17 protein-coding genes are annotated in these 19,478 nt (G+C 36.7%); 1 reads left to right on the forward strand and 16 read right to left on the reverse strand.

Translation table 11 applies throughout. The annotated features are described in order from the left end of the window. Nucleotides 1-2 precede the first annotated feature (2 nt). The 13 genes from infB to rpsB form a co-directional block, all read right to left on the reverse strand. Entirely contained in the window at nucleotides 3-2,336 is a 2,334-nt protein-coding gene (infB, locus tag ACQV2T_RS02720; protein WP_428876532.1) for a translation initiation factor IF-2, read from the reverse strand. A gap of 22 nt (nucleotides 2,337-2,358) precedes the next feature. Next, nucleotides 2,359-2,685 carry a L7Ae/L30e/S12e/Gadd45 family ribosomal protein gene (locus ACQV2T_RS02725; RefSeq protein WP_428873942.1) on the reverse strand — a complete coding sequence of 109 codons (327 nt, stop codon included), beginning with the start codon at nucleotides 2,683-2,685 and terminating at the stop codon, nucleotides 2,359-2,361. Beyond that, a complete protein-coding gene (gene rnpM / locus ACQV2T_RS02730; RefSeq protein ID WP_428873941.1) occupies nucleotides 2,682-2,978 on the reverse strand; it encodes an RNase P modulator RnpM in 297 nt (98 codons plus the stop codon). The genes ACQV2T_RS02725 and rnpM overlap by 4 nt, the downstream gene beginning before the upstream one ends. Before the next feature lie 34 nt (nucleotides 2,979-3,012). Then, the gene (nusA, locus tag ACQV2T_RS02735; RefSeq protein ID WP_428893210.1) at nucleotides 3,013-4,266 is read right to left on the reverse strand and encodes a transcription termination factor NusA; all 1,254 of its coding nucleotides are present in this window, start codon (nucleotides 4,264-4,266) and stop codon (nucleotides 3,013-3,015) included. A 24-nt stretch (nucleotides 4,267-4,290) separates the two neighbouring features. After that, complete coding sequence (gene rimP, locus ACQV2T_RS02740; protein WP_428873939.1) at nucleotides 4,291-4,764, reverse strand: ribosome maturation factor RimP; 474 nt, start codon at nucleotides 4,762-4,764, stop codon at nucleotides 4,291-4,293. Between the two features lie 116 nt (nucleotides 4,765-4,880). Then, on the reverse strand, nucleotides 4,881-9,194 hold the full coding sequence (locus ACQV2T_RS02745; RefSeq protein ID WP_428893211.1) for a PolC-type DNA polymerase III: 4,314 nt from the start codon (nucleotides 9,192-9,194) through the stop codon (nucleotides 4,881-4,883). 84 nt (nucleotides 9,195-9,278) lie between these two features. After that, nucleotides 9,279-10,532, reverse strand: a complete 1,254-nt coding sequence (rseP, locus tag ACQV2T_RS02750; protein ID WP_428875326.1) for an RIP metalloprotease RseP — start codon at nucleotides 10,530-10,532, stop codon at nucleotides 9,279-9,281. Nucleotides 10,533-10,550: 18 nt separating this feature from the next. Next, entirely contained in the window at nucleotides 10,551-11,348 is a 798-nt protein-coding gene (locus ACQV2T_RS02755; RefSeq protein WP_428873936.1) for a phosphatidate cytidylyltransferase, read from the reverse strand. 25 nt (nucleotides 11,349-11,373) lie between these two features. Next, a complete protein-coding gene (locus ACQV2T_RS02760) occupies nucleotides 11,374-12,099 on the reverse strand; it encodes an isoprenyl transferase (protein ID WP_428873935.1) in 726 nt (241 codons plus the stop codon). Between the two features lie 156 nt (nucleotides 12,100-12,255). Continuing rightward, nucleotides 12,256-12,816 carry a ribosome recycling factor gene (gene frr / locus ACQV2T_RS02765; protein WP_428873934.1) on the reverse strand — a complete coding sequence of 187 codons (561 nt, stop codon included), beginning with the start codon at nucleotides 12,814-12,816 and terminating at the stop codon, nucleotides 12,256-12,258. A 69-nt stretch (nucleotides 12,817-12,885) separates the two neighbouring features. Continuing rightward, nucleotides 12,886-13,614 carry a UMP kinase gene (pyrH, locus tag ACQV2T_RS02770; RefSeq protein WP_428893212.1) on the reverse strand — a complete coding sequence of 243 codons (729 nt, stop codon included), beginning with the start codon at nucleotides 13,612-13,614 and terminating at the stop codon, nucleotides 12,886-12,888. A gap of 68 nt (nucleotides 13,615-13,682) precedes the next feature. Continuing rightward, nucleotides 13,683-14,564: a translation elongation factor Ts gene (gene tsf / locus ACQV2T_RS02775; protein WP_428873932.1), complete on the reverse strand. Its 882-nt coding sequence runs from the start codon at nucleotides 14,562-14,564 to the stop codon at nucleotides 13,683-13,685. A 152-nt stretch (nucleotides 14,565-14,716) separates the two neighbouring features. Continuing rightward, nucleotides 14,717-15,520 (reverse strand): 30S ribosomal protein S2, encoded by an 804-nt coding sequence (rpsB, locus tag ACQV2T_RS02780; RefSeq protein WP_428873931.1) that lies wholly within the window; start codon nucleotides 15,518-15,520, stop codon nucleotides 14,717-14,719. A 253-nt stretch (nucleotides 15,521-15,773) separates the two neighbouring features. On the opposite strand from rpsB, the gene ACQV2T_RS02785 reads away from it, so the two are divergent. Continuing rightward, a complete protein-coding gene (locus ACQV2T_RS02785) occupies nucleotides 15,774-16,991 on the forward strand; it encodes an Mbeg1-like protein (RefSeq protein WP_428893213.1) in 1,218 nt (405 codons plus the stop codon). A 15-nt stretch (nucleotides 16,992-17,006) separates the two neighbouring features. Here the strand turns inward: ACQV2T_RS02785 and ACQV2T_RS02790 are convergent, their stop codons facing one another. The 3 genes from ACQV2T_RS02790 to ACQV2T_RS02800 all read right to left on the reverse strand — a co-directional run bounded on the left by ACQV2T_RS02790 (nucleotide 17,007) and on the right by ACQV2T_RS02800 (nucleotide 19,334). After that, the gene (locus tag ACQV2T_RS02790; RefSeq protein WP_428893214.1) at nucleotides 17,007-17,648 is read right to left on the reverse strand and encodes a hypothetical protein; all 642 of its coding nucleotides are present in this window, start codon (nucleotides 17,646-17,648) and stop codon (nucleotides 17,007-17,009) included. 71 nt (nucleotides 17,649-17,719) lie between these two features. Next, nucleotides 17,720-18,691 carry a flotillin-like protein FloA gene (floA, locus tag ACQV2T_RS02795; RefSeq protein WP_428873958.1) on the reverse strand — a complete coding sequence of 324 codons (972 nt, stop codon included), beginning with the start codon at nucleotides 18,689-18,691 and terminating at the stop codon, nucleotides 17,720-17,722. 31 nt (nucleotides 18,692-18,722) lie between these two features. Further along, on the reverse strand, nucleotides 18,723-19,334 hold the full coding sequence (locus tag ACQV2T_RS02800) for an NfeD family protein (RefSeq protein WP_428875442.1): 612 nt from the start codon (nucleotides 19,332-19,334) through the stop codon (nucleotides 18,723-18,725). Nucleotides 19,335-19,478 lie beyond the last annotated feature (144 nt).

The raw sequence follows: 19,478 nt of genomic DNA on the forward strand, positions 1-19,478 counted from the left end.
CTTTATTTACGTTCAACTTCGACCATGCGATAGGCTTCAATAATATCATCGACTTTGATATCATTATAGCCTTCAATCATAATTCCACATTCTAATCCTTTGTTTACTTCTTTAGCATCATCTTTAAAACGTTTCAAACTGGCTAGATCTCCTTCGTAAATAACGATGTTATCACGTATCAAGCGTACCTTGCTCGTGCGTTGAATGAAGCCATCTAAAACAAATGAACCAGCGATGGTGCCTAATTTAGAAACAGAATAGGTTTCACGTACTACTGCTTGCCCTGTTACTTCCTCAACATACTCAGGGTCCAGCATTCCTTTCATAGCTGTTTCAATTTCATCAATTACATTGTAAATAATATTATGGAGACGAATATCTACTTGCTCTTCTTCTGCTTGTTGTTTTGCTTGAGGAGTTGGTCGAACATTAAATCCTACCACAATTGCTGATGAGGCATTAGCTAAAGTAATATCAGCCTCATTAATTGCTCCTACCGCCTGATGGACAATATTAACTTTTACTCCCTCCACATCTATTTTCATCAATGAAGCAGCTAATGCTTCTACTGAACCTTGTACATCTGCTTTTAGGATTACGTTAACTGATCTTAACTCACCTTCTTGTAAGGTTTCGAAAAGATTATCCAAAGTAACTTTCTTCTTAAGGTCTCTTTGTTGTTCTTGAGCCTTCTGAGCTCTTTCTTCTCCAACTTGACGAGCTGTTTTTTCATCTTCAAAGACCACAAACTGGTCTCCTGCTTGAGGAGCATCATTCAAGCCTGTAATTTCCACCGGCATGGATGGACCAGCTGAGCGAATACGACGCCCTTGATCATTGACCATTGTTCTTACTCTACCATAGGTGTTACCCACAACAATTGGGTCCCCTATATGTAGGGTACCATGTTGAACTAATAAAGTCGCAGTGGCACCGGTAGCTTTATCTAAGCGCGCTTCAATGACTGAACCTAAAGCTAAACGGTCTGGGTTAGCTTTTAATTCTTGAACTTCTGAAACCAGAAGAATCATCTCTAATAACTCATCCAAATTAGTCCCGTATTTAGCTGAAATATTAACAAAGATATGTTCGCCACCCCAGTCCTCAGAAATAATACCATGTTCAGATAATTCGGTCATTACCTTATCTGGATTGGCTTCAGGTTTATCAATTTTGTTAATCGCTACAATTATCGGTACATCTGCAGCTTTGGCATGATTAATCGCTTCAACCGTTTGAGGCATCACGCCATCATCTGCTGCAACAACAATAATTGTAATATCAGTCACATCTGCACCACGTGCACGCATGGTTGTAAAGGCAGCATGTCCTGGCGTATCAAGAAAAGTGATTGGCTTATCATTTAAAACAATTTGATAGGCACCAATATGTTGAGTAATTCCACCAGCTTCTCCTTCAGTCACTCTCGAATGGCGGAAGGAGTCCAAGAGACTGGTTTTTCCGTGGTCAACGTGACCCATAATTGTAACAACTGGTGGACGAATGCTTTGATTATCATCAGCAGCAGCTTCTTCAAAATAATGATCTAAGTCTGAAACTTCAACAACAACTTTTTCAATAGGTTCAACGCCATATTCTAAACAGATAATTTCAATCACTTCTTTAGAAAGTGCCTGGTTTTGATTGACCATTACCCCTTGTAGCAATAGTTTTTTAATAATTTCAGTTGCATCTCGGTGGAAGCCTTTAGCAATATCTTGTACATTCATTCCTTCAGTATAGTAGAACGCTTCTGGAAGGTCTTTATGCTTACGAGCTGTTAAGCCTTTAGACTCTTTTTGATAGTTACTATTTTGCTTACCACGACGGCCACGACGGCGATCGCCACGACTTCTTTTGGATCCACCAGTGGATTTATTTGAAGAATTACTTTGATTGCTTTGATTTGCTTTTTGACCTTCTACAGCTTGTTTACTATCAGTTGATTTCTTTTGCTTAGAAGCTGCCTTTTCATTAGGATTTTTAGACTTAGTGTTAGGGTTTGTATTATGACCTTGTGCTTGAGAATCTTTTTGAGAAGAAGGCTTTTTAGAAGCTTTCGACTTGTCTTCATCCTTGCGCTGCTTGGCATCTTTGTGTTGATTGTTTTTTTGATTTGATTCTTTAGTAGCTTCCGTCTTCTTAACATCCTTTTTGGTTTGTTTACCACTAGTCTTCTTATTTTGTAAAGCTTTCTTTAATTGTTCTTGTTGTTCTTGCGTTACCGAGGACATATGGCTATTAAATTCAAAACCATTATTTTCAGCAAGCACTAAGACTTCTTTTGAAGTCATATTGTTTTGTTTAGCAAATTCATATATACGAATAGTACTCATACAAACACCTTCCTATCTTGTATTATTGATTATTCATTGTATTTTCTCCTGTCACATAAGATAAAAATTTTTCAGCCATTCCTCGATCGGTTATGCCGCAAATTGTGCGTGATTTGCCGATTGCATGGCTGATTTGATATTTTGTAAAACGATGATTAATGGCTATTTTTTTTTCACTAGCCAAACGATGGTAGCGATCACTAGTGGAATCACTGGCATCAATCGCTAAAATCAAAAGTTTAACTTTTTTGTTCTTTGTGGCTTTAGTGACTAAATCGTCACCGGAAATTAACTTAGAGGCTCTTTGAGCCAAACCTAATAAATTGAGTTGTTTTTCTTCTGGGCTCATAGTAGTTCTTTTCGCGCCTTTTGGTGGTCTAGAAAGCGATAAAGTTCTTGATAAAACTCTTTATCAATCTCCATTTCAAATGTTCGATTAAAAACTTTTTTCTTTTCCGCTTGTATGGCTAACTCTGGATCCAAGGAGATATAGGCTCCTCGTCCATTCTTTTTACCAGTTGGGTCTATTTCAATGGTACCTTCTGGGGTTCTCACAATACGGATTAAATCTTTTTTGGGATGAGATTCACCAGTAACAACACATTTGCGCATGGGAACTTTTCTTTTTTTCGCTTGGCTCATTTCCATCCTCCTTTGATGTTAATAAATTAAGTGCTTATTCTTGCTCTGATTCTTCAGTTTCTTCAAACGCTTGCTCCAGCTCTTCATCAAGTGATTCCTCTGCCGATTCACGATATTCTAAATCAGCTTCTGCTGGATCGTCATCTAACTGGCTGGAAGTCTCTTGAAGCATTTCTTCAAGATTATCTAAATCCTCTGCAAGATTTAATTCTTCTTGTCCAGTTGATTCAACTGCTTTTTGTTCAATTAAATATTCTTGATAGCTAGTCTCAGACTTAATATCAATCTTATAACCAGTTAAACGAGCTGCTAAACGAGCGTTTTGTCCTTTTTTACCGATGGCTAAGGATATCTGATAATCTGGTACCACAACAATACAAGAATGATTATCTTCATCAAACACAACATTAATCACTTCTGCTGGATTCATAGCATTTTTTATGAAGGTAGAGGGGTCTTCATCCCATTGAATGATATCCATATTCTCACCATTTAATTCATTGACAATACTTTGAACTCGAGAACCTCTCGGACCAACACAAGTTCCAACTGGATCAATATTAGAATCACGCGAAGAAACTGCAACTTTCGAACGGTCGCCCGCTTCACGAGCAATTGAGATTATTTCCACAACACCTTCGTAGATTTCCGGAACTTCTTGCTCAAATAATCTTTTAAGGAAATCAGCATGTGAGCGTGAAACAACAATCTGTGGCCCCTTGCTAGTTTTATCTACCTTGACTACGTATACTTTTACCCGTTCATCCATTTGAAATTGCTCAGTTGGAATCTGTTCACTAGCCGGCATTATGGCTTCAACTTTACCTAAGTTCACATAAACATTGCGAGCATCTGAACGTTCGATGATTCCTGTTAAAATTTCATCTTGATGCACAATAAATTCATCATAAATAATATCTCTTTCAGCCTCACGTATTCTTTGCATAACGACATGTTTAGCGGTTTGAGTAGCAATTCTTCCGAAATCTTTAGGAGTCACTTCAAATTTAATCTTGTCTCCTATTTCATAGGCACGATTAATCTTCAAAGCTTCTTCTAGAGAAATTTCTAAAGTAGAATCATAATTGATATCCACAACTTCCTTAACTGAATAAACTTTAATATCGCCGGTTTCTTCGTTAAAAACAACTTCCACATTTTGTGCTTGATCATAATTTTTTTTGTAGGCCAAAATCAAAGCAGACTCTAAAGCTTCTTTAATAACTTCAGGCTTTATCCCTTTTTCTGCTTCAAGAACCTTCATGGCATTTACTAATTCTTTGCTCACACTTAACTCTCCTATCTCATCTTGCTAAAACTTAACAGCAAGTCTTGCCTTAGCGACACCCTTCTTATTAATTTCAAGTTCTTTAGTGACTGTTTTAATTGGAACCTTCAATAGATAATAATCCTCCGTCACATCTAAAAGAACGCCCTCATGTTGTTTTTCACCGTATTGAGGGGCATAGTAATCAAAGTGGACATATTCACCAATGGCTGACCGAATTTGATCTTCATTTTTCAAAGGTCTTTCAGCTCCTGGTGAGGAAACTTCTAAAAAGTAAGCTTCCGGAAAAGGATCTGGTTGCATAGTGTCTAAAACTTCAGAAATTTTTTCTGAAATTAAAGCACAATGATCTAAATCAATGCCCCCTTCCTTATCAGCATAGATACGGAGAAACCAATGCTTTCCTTCTTTTAGATATTCAATATCAATAAGTTGACAATCTAAGGATGCGATAATTGGCTCCACTAGCGGCTGAACTTTGTCTATCACAATACTCATCAATTCACCTCTTCATTTTTATTTTGGTTGAATAATAAAAGAGCGAGCGTTTCCGCCCACTCCTCCTCGAATAATTTGCTAAATAGAGTATATCATATTATCTATTCATCAACAAGTTAGAAGAGTGACAGCTGGTCTTCATCTGGTAAATCAGCTAAAACACCATTCTCTTCTAAATATTCCATAATTGTTTTTGAAACTTTACCACGTTTTTGTAAGTCTTCTTTAGAAATAAAGGCCGCTTGCTCTCTAGCTTCTACAATCGATTTAGCGGCCCCTATTCCCAAACCAGGAATTGTTCTAAAAGGAGGGATCAAACTCTCGCCATCGATAATAAATTTAGTGGCGTCTGATTTTTCCAAATTAATCATTTGGAAAGTTATCCCTCTTTCTAGCATTTCATTCGCTAGTTCTAAAACAGTTCGCAAGCTATTTTCTTTTACTGAAGCATCCATTCCCTTGGCCATAATTTCTCTTAAGCGATGTTTAACCATTTCCTTGCCTTGATGCATGGCAATGATATCAAAGTCTGATGCCCTTACCGAAAAGTAAGCCGCATAATAGAATTTAGGATAGTGAACTTTGAAGTATGCCACCCTCAGTGCCATCATGATGTATGCAGCCGCGTGAGCCTTAGGGAACATATACTTAATCTTCAGACAAGAGTCGATATACCATTCTGGAACATTATTCGCTCGCATTTCAGCTTGCCAGTCATCAGGAATTCCTCTTCCTTTACGAACATGTTCCATTATTTTAAAGGCTAAGGAATCTTCTAATCCATATTGCATCAGCGTCACCATGATATCGTCACGACAACCAATTACCTTAGCTAAGGGTACAATATTCTTTTGAATCAACTCCTCAGCATTGCCCAACCAGACATCCGTACCATGCGATAAACCAGAAATTTGTAACAACTCCGCAAAAGTTGACGGCTTGGTCTGAGTCAGCATCCCTCTGACAAAACTGGTCCCAAATTCTGGTACCCCTAAAGTACCTGTATCAGAAAAAATTTGCTCTTTTGTGACACCTAAGGCTTCAGGACCTGAGAACAAAGACATCACATCAGGATCAGAGAATGGAATATCTTGAGGATCAATACCTGAAATATCTTGTAAGAAACGTATCATGGTCGGATCATCGTGTCCTAATATATCTAATTTCAGCACATTATCATGAATAGAATGGAAGTCAAAGTGAGTCGTGCGCCATTCTGAATGAATATCTTCGGCTGGAAATTGTATAGGCGTAAAGTCATAAACATCCATATACTCAGGAATAACGATAATTCCACCTGGGTGTTGGCCGGTTGTTCGTTTCACCCCTTCAATTCCTTTAGCCAAGCGCTCTTTTTCAGCTTGAGGCACTTGGGTCATGGTATTTTCAAGATAACCCTTCACATAACCAAAGGCCGTCTTTTGTGCAACGGTGGAGATAGTCCCCGCACGAAAGACATGGTCTTCTCCAAATAAAACTTTAGTATAAGCATGAGCTTGCGGTTGATATTCCCCAGAGAAGTTAAGATCAATATCGGGTACCTTATCCCCTTTAAAACCTAAGAATGTCTCAAACGGTATATCCTGTCCGTCTCGCTTTAAATCTTTGCCACATGATGGACAGGCTTTAGGCGGTAGATCAAAACCTGATCCAACTGAGCCATCCTTAAAAAACTCGTTGTAATGACAATCCGGACAGTAATAATGTGGCACTAAAGGATTAACTTCGGTTATTCCAGTCATTGTCGCTACAAAACTAGAACCTACGGATCCCCTTGACCCAACTAGATAGCCGTCTTGGTTGGATTTTAGAACCAGCTTTTGCGAAATTAAATAAATAACAGCAAATCCATTAGAGATAATCGAATGTAATTCTTTTTCCAATCTTTTTTCAATTAATTCTGGTAAAGGATTTCCATACATTTCGTAGGCCTTGCCATAGGCCAAATCACGAATTTTTTGATCAGAGCCTTCAATATTTGGTGTGAATAGTTTTGAGTGGATCACTTCAATGTCGTCTTCGACCCAATCGGCTATTTTATTCGAATTAGTTACCACTAATTCATAAGCCAAATCTTCTCCTAAGAAAGAAAACTCTTCTAGCATCTCATTAGTCGTTCTAAAATGGAGTGGTGGGAAATGGAGGTCGCGATTAGCATTGCGTTTTAAAGACTTGAGTAATATTTCACGGTAAATCGAATCCCGTTCTTCTAGGTAGTGAACATCTCCAGTAGCCACTAGTAACTTGTTATGTTCATTGGCTAGCTTAACCATTCCTTGCATGATCTTAAATAAATCTTCACGAGATCTAATCAAGGTTTCTTCAATCAGGGTGTCATAGACAGAAGGGGGTTGAATTTCTAAATAATCATAATATCCTACTAATTCACTAGCTTCTTGATAACCCTTCTGCATCAAGGTTGTAAAAACTTCTCCATTGGAGCAAGCGGAACCGACAAGTAAATTTTCTCGATACTGATTTAAGACAGACCGTGGTATTCTGGGTTCGCGATAAAAATACTCCACATTGGAAATAGAAATCAATTTAAAGAGATCTTTGAGACCTGCTTGATTTTTAGCAATTAAAGTAGCATGAAAAGGTCTTATCTGTTTATATGCATCACCTTTACCCATCTCTTTATTCAACAGATTATGGTGGGTCATTTGATATTGCTCATTGGCTTGTTCTAGTAACTTAAACAAGATATGACCCGTTGTTTCCGAGTCATAAATAGCTCGGTGGTGTTGTTCTAAAGTTACACCGTAACGCTTGGCAAGATTGTTCAATCGGTGTCCTTTTATATTGGGGTTTACCAACCTTGATAGGGCAAGTGTATCAATCACTGGTAAATTATTCATAGCTATGCCATGACGCACATAGGCTTGATTAATAAAGCCCATATCAAAGGAAGCATTATGTGCCACCAAAATGGTGTCTTGTGTAAATGCTAAAAATTTGTCTATTACTTCTTTTTCACTTGGTGCATCTTCTAGCATTGCATCGGTAATGCCTGTCAGTTCTGTTGTAAAGGATGAAAGTGGATGACCAGGATTAATAAAGGCCTCGAAAGTATCAATTACATTCCCCTTGTGCATTTTAACAGCAGCTAATTCAATCATACGATCATAGACAGAGGATAATCCGGTCGTTTCCACGTCAAAAACAACATAATTAGCTTCTGAAAGATCATGATCACTTTCATTATAAGCAATAGCTTCACCATCATTAACAATATTAGCTTCAATACCGTAAATCACTTTAATATCGTTTTCTTTACCCGCATAATAAGCTTCTGGGAAAGCTTGAGCACCAGCGTGGTCGGTAATAGCTATAGCTGAATGTCCCCATCGAGCCGCTGTTTTAATATAATCTGAAACACTATTGGTCGCATCCATTTGAGACATATTAGAATGTAAATGGAGCTCTACTCTTTTTTGACCTTCAAAGCTATCTTGACGTTTTTTAGGATTTAACTTACGAATCGAACGAGGCCTAAAATCTAGTTCACCAGAATAATTATCTGGGACCATATCCCCTTCCATTCTCAGCCAGTCTCCTACTTGAAACTGATGAATTTGCTCCTTAGTTAAGCGTCGTCCAGAAATTAATTTGACAGCCACAGAGGAAGTATAATCCGTCACTTTCATGATGGATAAAATTTCTCCCGATCGTAAATCACGGATATCATTGGCGAAGACATAACCTTCGATTACTTGTTTGTATTGATTTTCTGGCAAATCAATAATAGGAGTAGCTGTGATATTAGGGATGTCTTTTCCTACTGGCTTAATTTCACTAATATTGACTGATTGTTTCTGCTTTTCTTGTTTTTTCTCTTCATTTTCAATCGCTTCTAGTAGGTTTTGATGATCCAATTCTTCTAAACGCTGTTTAGTTGTTAAATGAGTGGCATCGCTTAAGGATTGATCAACATAGTAAATGATTTTTATTCCTTTAAAGCCTACTTGATCAAAGTGTCTTTTAATTATGTGATCGTATTTATTATCAAATGTATCTACTTGACTCTGACTCGCTAAACCTATTTCAAATAGTTTTGTACTTGCATCATAAGAAATGGAGGCATCTTGTAAACAAACTCTTAAAAAAGGTGTCTCATTCATAATAACAGTTTTTATTTTTTCCCAATAATCCTCAATTAACTGACTATTATCAGTTTCAGCCTTATCAAAGTGCCACCATATTTCGGTTTCTACTATTTGAGCAAAAGCCTGTCGCATAGTAGTTAGTAATAAGTAATAGAGGTCTGGGTGAATCCGCTGTGGGAATCTCAAATGAAAAATCCAGCGTTGGCTGTCTGCTAAAACTTCCACTTGCTCAATTTGACCTCCTGCTAATGCACTTAGAATGTCTGGATCAGTAATGTTTAGTTGCTCCAATAAAACATCGAATAAAGTTTTTTCTTTGCTCATATGAATCCTTTCTTTTTACTTGTGTCGCATTTAATTTTACAATGCATCACTTAAAAAAACCCGTAAAAGACAGGGATTTTGTTCCTAGAAAAATGCTCGCATAATGTCATTCCAAGTAACTGCAATCATCAAAATCAATACTAAAACAACCCCTACCATGGTAACTAAACCTTCTTTTTCTTGGCTGAGAGCTTTACCTCTAACTAATTCAATTAAGTTCAGGACAATTTTTCCTCCATCTAATGCCGGTATCGGTAATAAATTAACAATTCCTAGATTGGTGGATAAGGAGGCAAGAAAAGCAACCATATCGATCAAGCCTTCATTAGCAACCGTGCTAGTTGCCTGAGCCATTGCCACAGGTCCTCCTAACATATTTAAATCAAAACCACGTGAAAATAATGTGGCCAAGGCCGAAAGGACCATGATGAAAGTTCGATAGGTAGCTGTAAAACCAAAAAACAAACGATCTTTAAGCGATGTCGATTGACTGACGGTAATTCCTAATGAACCATATCCCAATTCATTCTCCTCCAATTGGAGTTCTTTTTTAATGACTTGGTCTTGTCTTTGAATTTCTAATCGTACTGTCTCTTTAGGGTATTGGGCAATTAAATCCACTAAGCCTTGCCAATCTTTGGTCTCTTCTTCATTAACTTTAGTGATTCGATCCCCAGCTTGCAAACCAGCTCCTGCAGCAGGACTGCCCTCAACTACTTGACCTATTTGATTGGTAGTGGTAGGAATTCCTGGAAGCATTAAACCGACTATCGCAAAAGCAACAATCGATAAGATAAAGTTATTAAGTGGCCCACCAAAATTAGTGAGAATCTTATGCCAAACTGGAACTGATTCATAACGCGTTGCTAAGGGGGCTACACGAATAATGGTTCCATCTTTTTCAATGATTTCTGCTTGAGGATGGACATGATAAGTTTTAAGAAATTCTTCCCCTTGTTCATAAACTTCAAGAGTCATCTCATTTACCAAATCGGCCTTATCTAATCGAACAGGTAGTTCATTGATATCACTAGTCTCACTAAGGTTAATTTTAATAACCTTATTTTGTTCATTGAAAGTTAAACCTAAAGATTGTCCCGGTTGAACTTCAGCTTCTTCATTTAAACCAGCTAAACGAACATAACCTCCCATTGGTAAAGCACGAATAGTGTAGGTGGTCCCATCTTCGGCTTGTTTTGAAAAGATTTTAGGTCCCATCCCTAGTGAAAATTCTCTCACTAAGATGCCTGCTTTTTTAGCCCAATATAAGTGCCCAAACTCATGAATAATCACAATAATCGAAAAGATAATTAAGAAAACTAAAACTGTTTTTAACATCGCTTACTCCATTTCTAATTAAACACCTAAAAAGTTATTCCATACAACAAACATGATGCTGGCAAATATTGTTGAATCAAAACGATCCAATACTCCCCCATGTCCTGGAAGTAATTTGCCCGAATCTTTCACACCAAAGTCTCTCTTATAGGCGGATTCTACTAAATCACCGAACTGACCAGCTATAGAGATAAGAATGGTTAAAAAGCCAAGATATTGTGGGTTTTTTATTTCAACAGTAAAAAAGAGACTGTAAATACTAGCGACTACAAAAGCGGTTGCTACGCCACCCAAAGCTCCTTCTACTGTTTTGTTAGGACTTATTCTGGGAGCCAGCTTATTCTTCCCATACTTTCTACCTATTAAATAAGCTCCAGTATCCGTTGACCAAATCACCAAAAGAACATATAGAATAGTCGTTAAACCAAGGTCTCTAATCATTATTAAATAACGAAAGCCAAAACCTATATAAAGCGAAGCAAAAATTAAAGTGGATGCATCTACAAAATTAAAACGTTGATAATTATAAACCGTCAAAATCAACAATAACATTCCTGCTAAATAAAAAATCATCAAGGGGTCTGCTTCAGAAAAAATAGGACCAAAATATTTCTCTGGTAAGAGGACCGAGGCTAAGGCTAAAGTTGATATTAAGCCTATTTCATTTAAATAATCGATTTTTTTCATCTCAGCCATTTCGTACAAGGCTATTGCACCCAACAACATTATACAATAGCTAAACCATTTCCCACCCAAGATGACAAATGGTAGATAAATAGAGATCCCAATAATTGCTGTAATGATTCTTTGTTTCATTTTGATCCCTACTCCTTTCTAACATTTAAGAGATTTTACCGAATCTTCTCTGTCTTTCACTATAAGCTGCAATCGCTTGATCAAAGTCTTCAGTTGAAAAATCAGGCCATAAGACCTTTGTAAAATAGAATTCACTATAAGCTAATTGCCATAATAAGAAATTGCTGAGTCTTAATTCACCAGAAGTTCGAATCATCAAGTCTGGATTTGAGTATGAAGCAAGATCTTGAGTCATTAGAGACTGATCAACTAATTCTTCGGTAATTTCTTCTGGCTTTATTTCATTTTTTAAAACTGCCTGACTAATACTTTGAATGGCTTGAACTATCTCTTGACGTCCACCATAATTTAAAGCAATGTTTAAAATCAATCCACTATTATCCTGCGTTTTTTCTACTGCTCGATCTAAGATTTTCTTAGTTTCTTCAGGTAAACGATTAGCATTACCAATATAGGTAACTTTAACATTATTTTCCATTAATTGAGGCATGAAGGATTCAAAAAAGTCTTTTGGCAAAGACATTAAGTAATCCACTTCATCCTTGGGACGCGCCCAATTCTCTGTAGAAAAAGCATAAACCGTTAATACCTTGATTTTAAGTTGATGTGCACGAATGGTAATTTTTTTGATGGTCTCGACTCCCTTTTTATGCCCCATTACTCGAGGTAAAAAACGCTTTTTAGCCCAGCGACCGTTACCATCCATAATAATTGCAACATGGTTAGGGATCTTCATATTATCTAAATTCATGGTTGTTTCCTTTCAGTAGCATAAATACCTTTTAATTATAGCAGAAAGAAATTGTATATTAAAAGAAAACTAGAAGAAGTTGTTTAATCATAAAATTCTAATCATTCATAATAAAAAATCAAGTCAAGACTTCTTGACTTGATTTTTGGTCGGTTTTTAGTTATTTCTGATTTCATCTTCTTTAACTGAAGTTAGGCGATCAATTTCCTTAGTCGCATTATCAGTTATTTGCTGAATATCCTTTTCATAACGTTTTAATTCATCTTCAGTAATTTCACTATCTTTTTCAAGTCGCTTAGCTTCATCCATTGCATCTCGACGAATATTTCTTACTGAAACTTTTGCATTTTCTTGTTCTTTACCGATTACTTTAACTAATTCTTCTCGTCTTTCTTTAGTCAATGCAGGTATCACAAGACGAATAACTTCACCGTCATTTGTAGGTGTAATTCCCACATCACTCATCATGATTGCACGCTCAATATCTTGAAGCGAACTCTTATCATAAGGTGAAATTACTAACATTCTTGCTTCAGGTGTATTAATTGAAGCTAACTGGTTTAATGCCGTAGGTGTTCCATAGTATTCAACCATGACACGGTCTAAAATACTAGCATTAGCAACTCCAGCGCGAATAGTTCCTAATTCACGTTGAAAAGCTTCAATTGATTTTTGCATTCGGCTTTCAGTATTTTTTAATATATTATCAGCAGCCATTTTCTTCCTCCTATATGATCCATAGTTATTTTATTATACCATATTTAAGCATTGTAAGAAAAGTTAGAACTAATCATGATTAGTTCCAACAGTTGTTCCAATATTTTCACCAAGAATGACACGTTTAATATTCCCAGGTTCGTTTAAGTTAAAGACAACTAATGGAATGTTGTTATCCATAGACAAGGAAGAGGCCGTAGAATCCATTACTTTTAAGCCTTTAGAGATAACATCCAAGTGGGTTAAATTTTCATATTTAGTAGCTGTTTCATCCGTCTTTGGATCTGCACTGTAAACACCATCCACATTGTTTTTAGCCATCAGAATAACGTCTGCTTCAATTTCAGCCGCTCTCAAAGCAGCAGTGGTATCTGTTGTGAAATAAGGGTTACCAGTACCACCAGCGAAAATAACTACTCGACCCTTTTGAAGATGACGAATCGCACGTCTGCGAATATAAGGCTCAGCTACAGCACGCATTTCAATAGATGTTTGAACTCTTGAGGGGACATCCAGATTTTCTAATGCATCTTGCAAGGATAAAGCATTCATTACAGTTGCTAACATACCCATATAATCTGCTTGTGCCCGGTCCATTCCCATTTCAGCACCAATCGATCCACGCCAAATATTTCCGCCCCCTACAACAATAGCTATTTCAATGCCTAATTGATAAACTTCTTTAAGTTGTTGGGTAATTGAACGGACTGTCGCAGGGTCAATGCCAAATCCATTTTCACCTGCTAAAGCCTCTCCACTCAGTTTTAGAATTGCTCTTTGATATTTTGTTTTAACCATTATTCTCACCCTTCTTTTCCTTTAAAAAGACCCCAGCAAAAACTGGGGTCTCTATTAAATGTTGTAAATTACTTGCCCATTTGAGCGGCTACTTCTTCAGCAAAGTTATCTTTACGTTTTTCAATTCCTTCTCCAACTTCAAAACGTACATACTCAGTAACTTTACCCCCTTTAGCACCAACATAATCTGCAACTTTTTGATCGCCATCTTTAACGAAAGCTTGCTCGTTCAATACGATTTCGCCGTAGAACTTATTCATACGACCTTCAACAATCTTGTCGACAATCTTTTCAGGCTTGCCTTCGTTTAATGTTAGCTCGCGTTGAACAGTTTTTTCGCGTTCAATTACTTCAGCATCTACATCTTCACGATTTAGGTATTTAGGGTTGATTGCAGCAACATGCATCGCAACGTCTTTAGCTACATCTTCATCTTTAGAATCTGCAACGACAGTTAAAACACCAATCCGTCCTCCTTGGTGAGAATATTCACCGAAGACATCATTATCCCCTTTATTTAAAAGGGCAAAGCGACGGAAAGAAAGTTTTTCACCAATTACAATAGTTGATTCTGTAATTAATTCTGCGATTGTTTGTCCATTAACTTCCAAGGCATTGGCTGCTTCCATATCAGCTGGTTTACCTTCAGCAACAGCTTTTACAATATCATTAACTAATGTAATGAACTTGTCATTTTTTGAAACAAAGTCTGTTTCAGAGTTTACTTCAACTAATGCAGCAGTATTTCCATCAATATAGCTTGCAGTTAAACCTTCTGCAGCGATACGGTCTGCTTTCTTAGCAGCCTTTGCAAGTCCTTTTTCACGTAATAAGTCGACTGCTTTGTCCATATCTCCATCAACTTCAACTAAGGCTTTCTTAGCATCCATCATTCCAACACCAGTCATATCACGTAATTCTTTTACTTGTTTTGCAGTTACTTTTGCCATCTATAAAATCCTCCTTGGAAATATCATTCAATAATGTGCTACCTTAATTATTATATCAAAATTATTCAGCTTGCTAAAGCCTAATGTATGTATTTTCATAAAAAAGCTGTCTAAAGATGCTTGGCAACTTTTGACAGCTTTTCTTAATTTATTTATTCAGCTTCAGTCGCTGGAGAGCTTTCAGCTTCTTCTGATTCTGTATTTTCTTCCTTGTTGTCAAATAAGTTATCAAAGAATTGGCTATCCCCTTGCTCATCAGTGTCCACGTCAATTTGACCTTGATTTGCTTCAATTGTTGCTTCTGCCATAGAGCTTGTAATTAATTTAATGGCACGAATGGCATCATCGTTTGCTGGAATAACATAGTCAATCTCATCAGGGTCACAGTTAGTGTCCACCATCGCAACAATTGGAATATTTAATTTACGAGCCTCTTGAACCGCGATACGCTCTTTGCGTGGGTCTACGATAAAGATCACGTCAGGTATTCTTGGCATATCTTTGATGCCACCTAAGAATTTTTCTAATCGATCCCACTCTTTACGTAATTCACCGACCTCTTTTTTAGGAAGCACATCGAAAGTTCCATCTACTTCCATTTGCTCTAAAGCTTTTAGACGACGAATACGTCCTTGGATGGTATCCCAGTTTGTTAATAAGCCACCTAACCAACGGTGGTTAATGTAGTACTGACCTGCTCTTTCAGCTTGTTCTTCAATTGCTTGCTGAGCTTGCTTTTTAGTGCCTACGAACAAAGCAACGCCACCATCAGCAACTGCATCTCGCATGAAATTATATGCTTCATCTACCAACTTAACCGTTTTTTGTAAGTCGATGATGTAAATACCGTTACGTTCTGTAAAGATGTAACGTTTCATTTTAGGATTCCAGCGACGTGTTTGGTGTCCAAAGTGCACACCAGCTTCTAACAATTGTTTCATTGAAATAACTGCCATATTATAAACTCCTTTTGGTTTTGTATTTTCCTCCGCTAGTTTCATTTAGCTATTAGACTCATGAGAGCACCCTAGTAACTATCCACTAACGTGTGAATTGTGCCTAAGCACTCTTATAAATATAAGCTATTCGATCAAAAAATGCAAATGAATTTTTGCTTTTAAACTATTTTAATTCAACTTTACTTTTTTCACTCATACATTTGCTTTATAACGCTCCATTCAGCTAAACTAAGAGCTAGGAGGTGTCAGCATGTCATCATTATATACTTATTTAGAGCAATATGGTCAATTAAGCTTTCAAGAGGAACCCTTTAATGAACTAGATGCTGCGATTATCTTAGAACTAACCTACCTCCCTATCGATCGGTTTTTTACCGATTCAATGGATTTTAAAGATGGTTTAACTTTTAAGCATCTAGCTAGACTATACCAACCCTTTAACCAATATTTTCAAGAAACCGATCAAACAATGGCCAATCCTTTTAGGAGTCAACTGATTAAAAAAATCGCAGACTATCGTCGGTTTAAAAATTTAAGAATTAGTGGTTTTTTAAACTCAATAGACTTTAAATTAGAAACTCAGTCAGCCTTTCTATTAGTAGATTTAGGAAACAACTTCCTTTTCGTTTCTTTTCGTGGCACTGATGACATGATAGTAGGTTGGAAGGAGGATATCATCCTCACCTACCAATCATCCATTCCGGCACAAATTATTGCGAGCCAATACCTTGAAAAAGTCATTCAAGCTCATCCGACCAGTCATTTAATAATAGGAGGACATTCTAAAGGAGGCCACTTAGCTCTCTATGCAGCTAGCCAAATGTCTCTTGAAACTATTAGTCAGATTAAATTAATTTACACTTTGGATTCACCTGGCTTTCATACCGTTAACTTGCGTCAAAATAAGATGAAACGTGTGAACCAAAAGCATATCCGTATTATTCCTGAAGATAGTATTATTGGTAACTTGCTTTTCCATGATCAAAAAGCCATTATAATTAAAAGTAAAAAGCGTGGACTGATGCAACATAATCTAGCAAATTGGAAAATTGAAGGGAAACAATTTCAACGAGCGAAACAATTAACAATCACCAGCCAAAGTATCAATCAAATCAATAAAAACTGGATCTTGCGAAACTCTCCCGCTAGACGAAAACGTATTATCTCTGCTCTAATTGACTTAATTGATGCCTGTGAAGCGCAATCGATTAACCAACTCATTAATCAGCCAACCTATTATCTTAACAAAGTTCATTACCGTTTTAGACAATTTGACCCATCCTTGCAAAAGGATTTGCGTGATTTTGCTAAACAGTATATTCAATTTTTTAGAAATGATTTAAGACAATATCATTTAATAAATCTCAATCAATCGATTATCGAAGCGCGAAAGAACTTTAAACAAATGGTAAAAGTATTTTATAATGCCTTTGGCAGCGATAAAAAAAAATCCTATTCTGATAAATAACAGAATAGGATTTTTTTATTTTCTAGACCTAGGCGGTCCTAGAATTTCTGACCATATAATGGCTTCTTTTAACTGATTGGAATGGTTGGTAGAATCCTCTCGAGAGCTTAATCGTTGAACCTGCATTGGTTGACTAAACTCAGCTAACTCTTCCCCTTCAATAATGAATTGTTCCATTTCATAGTCCATATCAGAAAAATCATTAAAATCTTGGGTAACCGTTGAAGATTTAGCGATTAAATCTCCTTTGCTAGGATGCTCTTGAAATTCATTCACAAAATCCTCGTAGTATTTAGCAATTTCTAATAATTTTTCACGGTTAGGGTGATATGCCGACAATTGAATAGCTTTATCTTTAACTGCTTGAGGACCTTGCTCAATCAATTGATTTACTTGTTTTTTTAAATCGTTAGAAAAAGATTGTATATCCTTTCGATATTTTCTTTTTAAACGATCGATTGTTTGAGAATCTACATCAATCTTTCCTTCTTGAATTTTATTAACTTCTGATTCAAATTTTTTCTCTGATTCTTCATCGGTCTCAAAGAAATTATCGAGATTGGGATACTTTTCATGATAAGTAGTTATTTCTAATTGATCTAAACTTTGAAACATTTTATCCTTAATGGAATCAAAAGAACCATTCTGACGATTCATTTTTTTTATTTTTGAACCGAAATAGTTGATAATAAATCCCAGAATTATTATTTCAAAAAATCCCATTATAATCACTCATTTTCATTATTATGTGGCGTACCACTTTTTGCAATCGATTCACGCATTTGTGTATCTGATTGAATATTTTCTAAATCATAATAATCCTTAATACCGATACGCCCATTACGGAAGGCTTCAGCAACAGCTAGAGGAACTTGAGATTCCGCTTCAACCACCTTGGCACGCATTTTCTGAACTTCGGCAATATTTTCTTGCTCTTGAGCAACGGCTACTGCACGACGCTCTTCAGCCTTAGCTTGAGCAATCTTCTTATCTGCTTCCGCTTGATCGGTTTGTAATTTAGCTCCAATATTACGTCCGACGTCAACGTCAGCAATATCAATCGAAAGTATTTCAAAAGCAGTTCCTGAGTCTAAACCTTTTCTAAGGATTGTTTGCGAAATGGAATCGGGATTTTCCAATACAATGGAGTGGGTCGAAGCTGAACCTACAGTCGTTACAATACCTTCCCCTACACGGGCAATGATTGTTTCTTCACCCGCACCACCTACTAATCGTTCAATATTAGCACGTACAGTAACTTTAGCTTTGGCTTTAACTTCAATACCATCCATAGCTACACCTGCAATAACCGGTGTTTCAATAACCTTCGGGTTAACTGAAACTTGAACGGCTTCAAAAACATTTCGCCCTGCTAAATCAATAGCGGCAGCTTGTTCGAACTCTAAATCAATATTAGCACGCTGGGCAGCTATCAAGGCATCAACCACTTGGTTAACGTCTCCACCTGCTAAAAAATGAGCTTCTAATTGATCAGTTGTAATCGGTACACCGGCTTTGGTGGCTTTAATTAAGGGATTAACAATATAAGCAGGCTTAACTCTTCTTAAGCGCATCCCTATTAAATCACCTATTGAAACTTTAGCGCCGGAAAAATAAGCAGTTACCCATAAGCCAATTGGAACAAATCTTAAGAACACTGAAATCAAGAAAATCAGTAATAAAATAATAACTACAGTCATCACTATGGGTGACCCTTCATCCAGATAAAAATTATCCATTCATTTCGCTCCTTACATAAATTTTTTTGTCAACAACTTTGACAATTTTAATCGGTTGGTTAGCAGCTATCATCTCTTCTAGACTGTATGCTTCAAAATAATGATCATCGACTTTTATTTTACCAACCGGCCTCAAGCCTCCTACCGTTATTCCTTCTTTACCAACTAAGCTTGCAAGATAAGTATGATCCTTAGTCTCTGAATTGGAATTTGCATCTTTGTTAATTGCTTTATCCAAGATAAAATCGGGACTAAACTGCAAATTGTAACCCATCTTATTAAAAATCAAGAATAAAATGAGAACAATCGCTAAGCTAGCTAATACAATTAGAGTAACAGTCGATAAATCTTGAAACTTTAGCCATAAACCTAAAATAAAAGCGATTAAGCCAACTGATCCTGTTAAACCTAAATCTGGTATATACACCTCAAGAATCAGCAATATGACACCAATCATAAAGATTAAATAGTGCAATATTGCCTGGCCTTCTATCCCAAAAAACATGGCAAAAAGAACAGCTGCAATGGACCATAATAACCAAGTCCAGCGCGTATATAATGATACTACTAAAGCACTAATTGCTAGAAAAAAACTTATAAGCATGAAACCACCTCCTTTAGTTAAATTATATCATGAAATTGCTTTCATTAGTAGCAAAATCATGCGAACTAAAGTCTTATAATTTCATATTTAAATAAAAACTCCTAATTAAGGGTAGGCACTGCACCCCATAAATAGGACAGAATA

The organism is Facklamia sp. P13069 (assembly GCF_050409405.1).
Classification (GTDB): domain Bacteria; phylum Bacillota; class Bacilli; order Lactobacillales; family Aerococcaceae; genus Facklamia.

Excerpts from the sequence above, each read along its gene's own strand:
- infB (WP_428876532.1), bottom strand. The coding sequence starts at position 2,336 with ATGAGTACTATTCGTATATATGAATTTGCTAAACAAAACAATATGACT.
- ACQV2T_RS02725 (WP_428873942.1), bottom strand. The coding sequence starts at position 2,685 with ATGAGCCCAGAAGAAAAACAACTCAATTTATTAGGTTTGGCTCAAAGA.
- rnpM (WP_428873941.1), bottom strand. The coding sequence starts at position 2,978 with ATGAGCCAAGCGAAAAAAAGAAAAGTTCCCATGCGCAAATGTGTTGTT.
- rimP (WP_428873939.1), bottom strand. The coding sequence starts at position 4,764 with ATGAGTATTGTGATAGACAAAGTTCAGCCGCTAGTGGAGCCAATTATC.
- ACQV2T_RS02745 (WP_428893211.1), bottom strand. The coding sequence starts at position 9,194 with ATGAGCAAAGAAAAAACTTTATTCGATGTTTTATTGGAGCAACTAAAC.
- rseP (WP_428875326.1), bottom strand. The coding sequence starts at position 10,532 with ATGTTAAAAACAGTTTTAGTTTTCTTAATTATCTTTTCGATTATTGTG.
- ACQV2T_RS02755 (WP_428873936.1), bottom strand. The coding sequence starts at position 11,348 with ATGAAACAAAGAATCATTACAGCAATTATTGGGATCTCTATTTATCTA.
- ACQV2T_RS02760 (WP_428873935.1), bottom strand. The coding sequence starts at position 12,099 with ATGAATTTAGATAATATGAAGATCCCTAACCATGTTGCAATTATTATG.
- frr (WP_428873934.1), bottom strand. The coding sequence starts at position 12,816 with ATGGCTGCTGATAATATATTAAAAAATACTGAAAGCCGAATGCAAAAA.
- pyrH (WP_428893212.1), bottom strand. The coding sequence starts at position 13,614 with ATGGTTAAAACAAAATATCAAAGAGCAATTCTAAAACTGAGTGGAGAG.
- tsf (WP_428873932.1), bottom strand. The coding sequence starts at position 14,564 with ATGGCAAAAGTAACTGCAAAACAAGTAAAAGAATTACGTGATATGACT.
- rpsB (WP_428873931.1), bottom strand. The coding sequence starts at position 15,520 with ATGGCAGTTATTTCAATGAAACAATTGTTAGAAGCTGGTGTGCACTTT.
- ACQV2T_RS02785 (WP_428893213.1), top strand. The coding sequence starts at position 15,774 with ATGTCATCATTATATACTTATTTAGAGCAATATGGTCAATTAAGCTTT.
- ACQV2T_RS02790 (WP_428893214.1), bottom strand. The coding sequence starts at position 17,648 with ATGAATCGTCAGAATGGTTCTTTTGATTCCATTAAGGATAAAATGTTT.
- floA (WP_428873958.1), bottom strand. The coding sequence starts at position 18,691 with ATGACTGTAGTTATTATTTTATTACTGATTTTCTTGATTTCAGTGTTC.
- ACQV2T_RS02800 (WP_428875442.1), bottom strand. The coding sequence starts at position 19,334 with ATGCTTATAAGTTTTTTTCTAGCAATTAGTGCTTTAGTAGTATCATTA.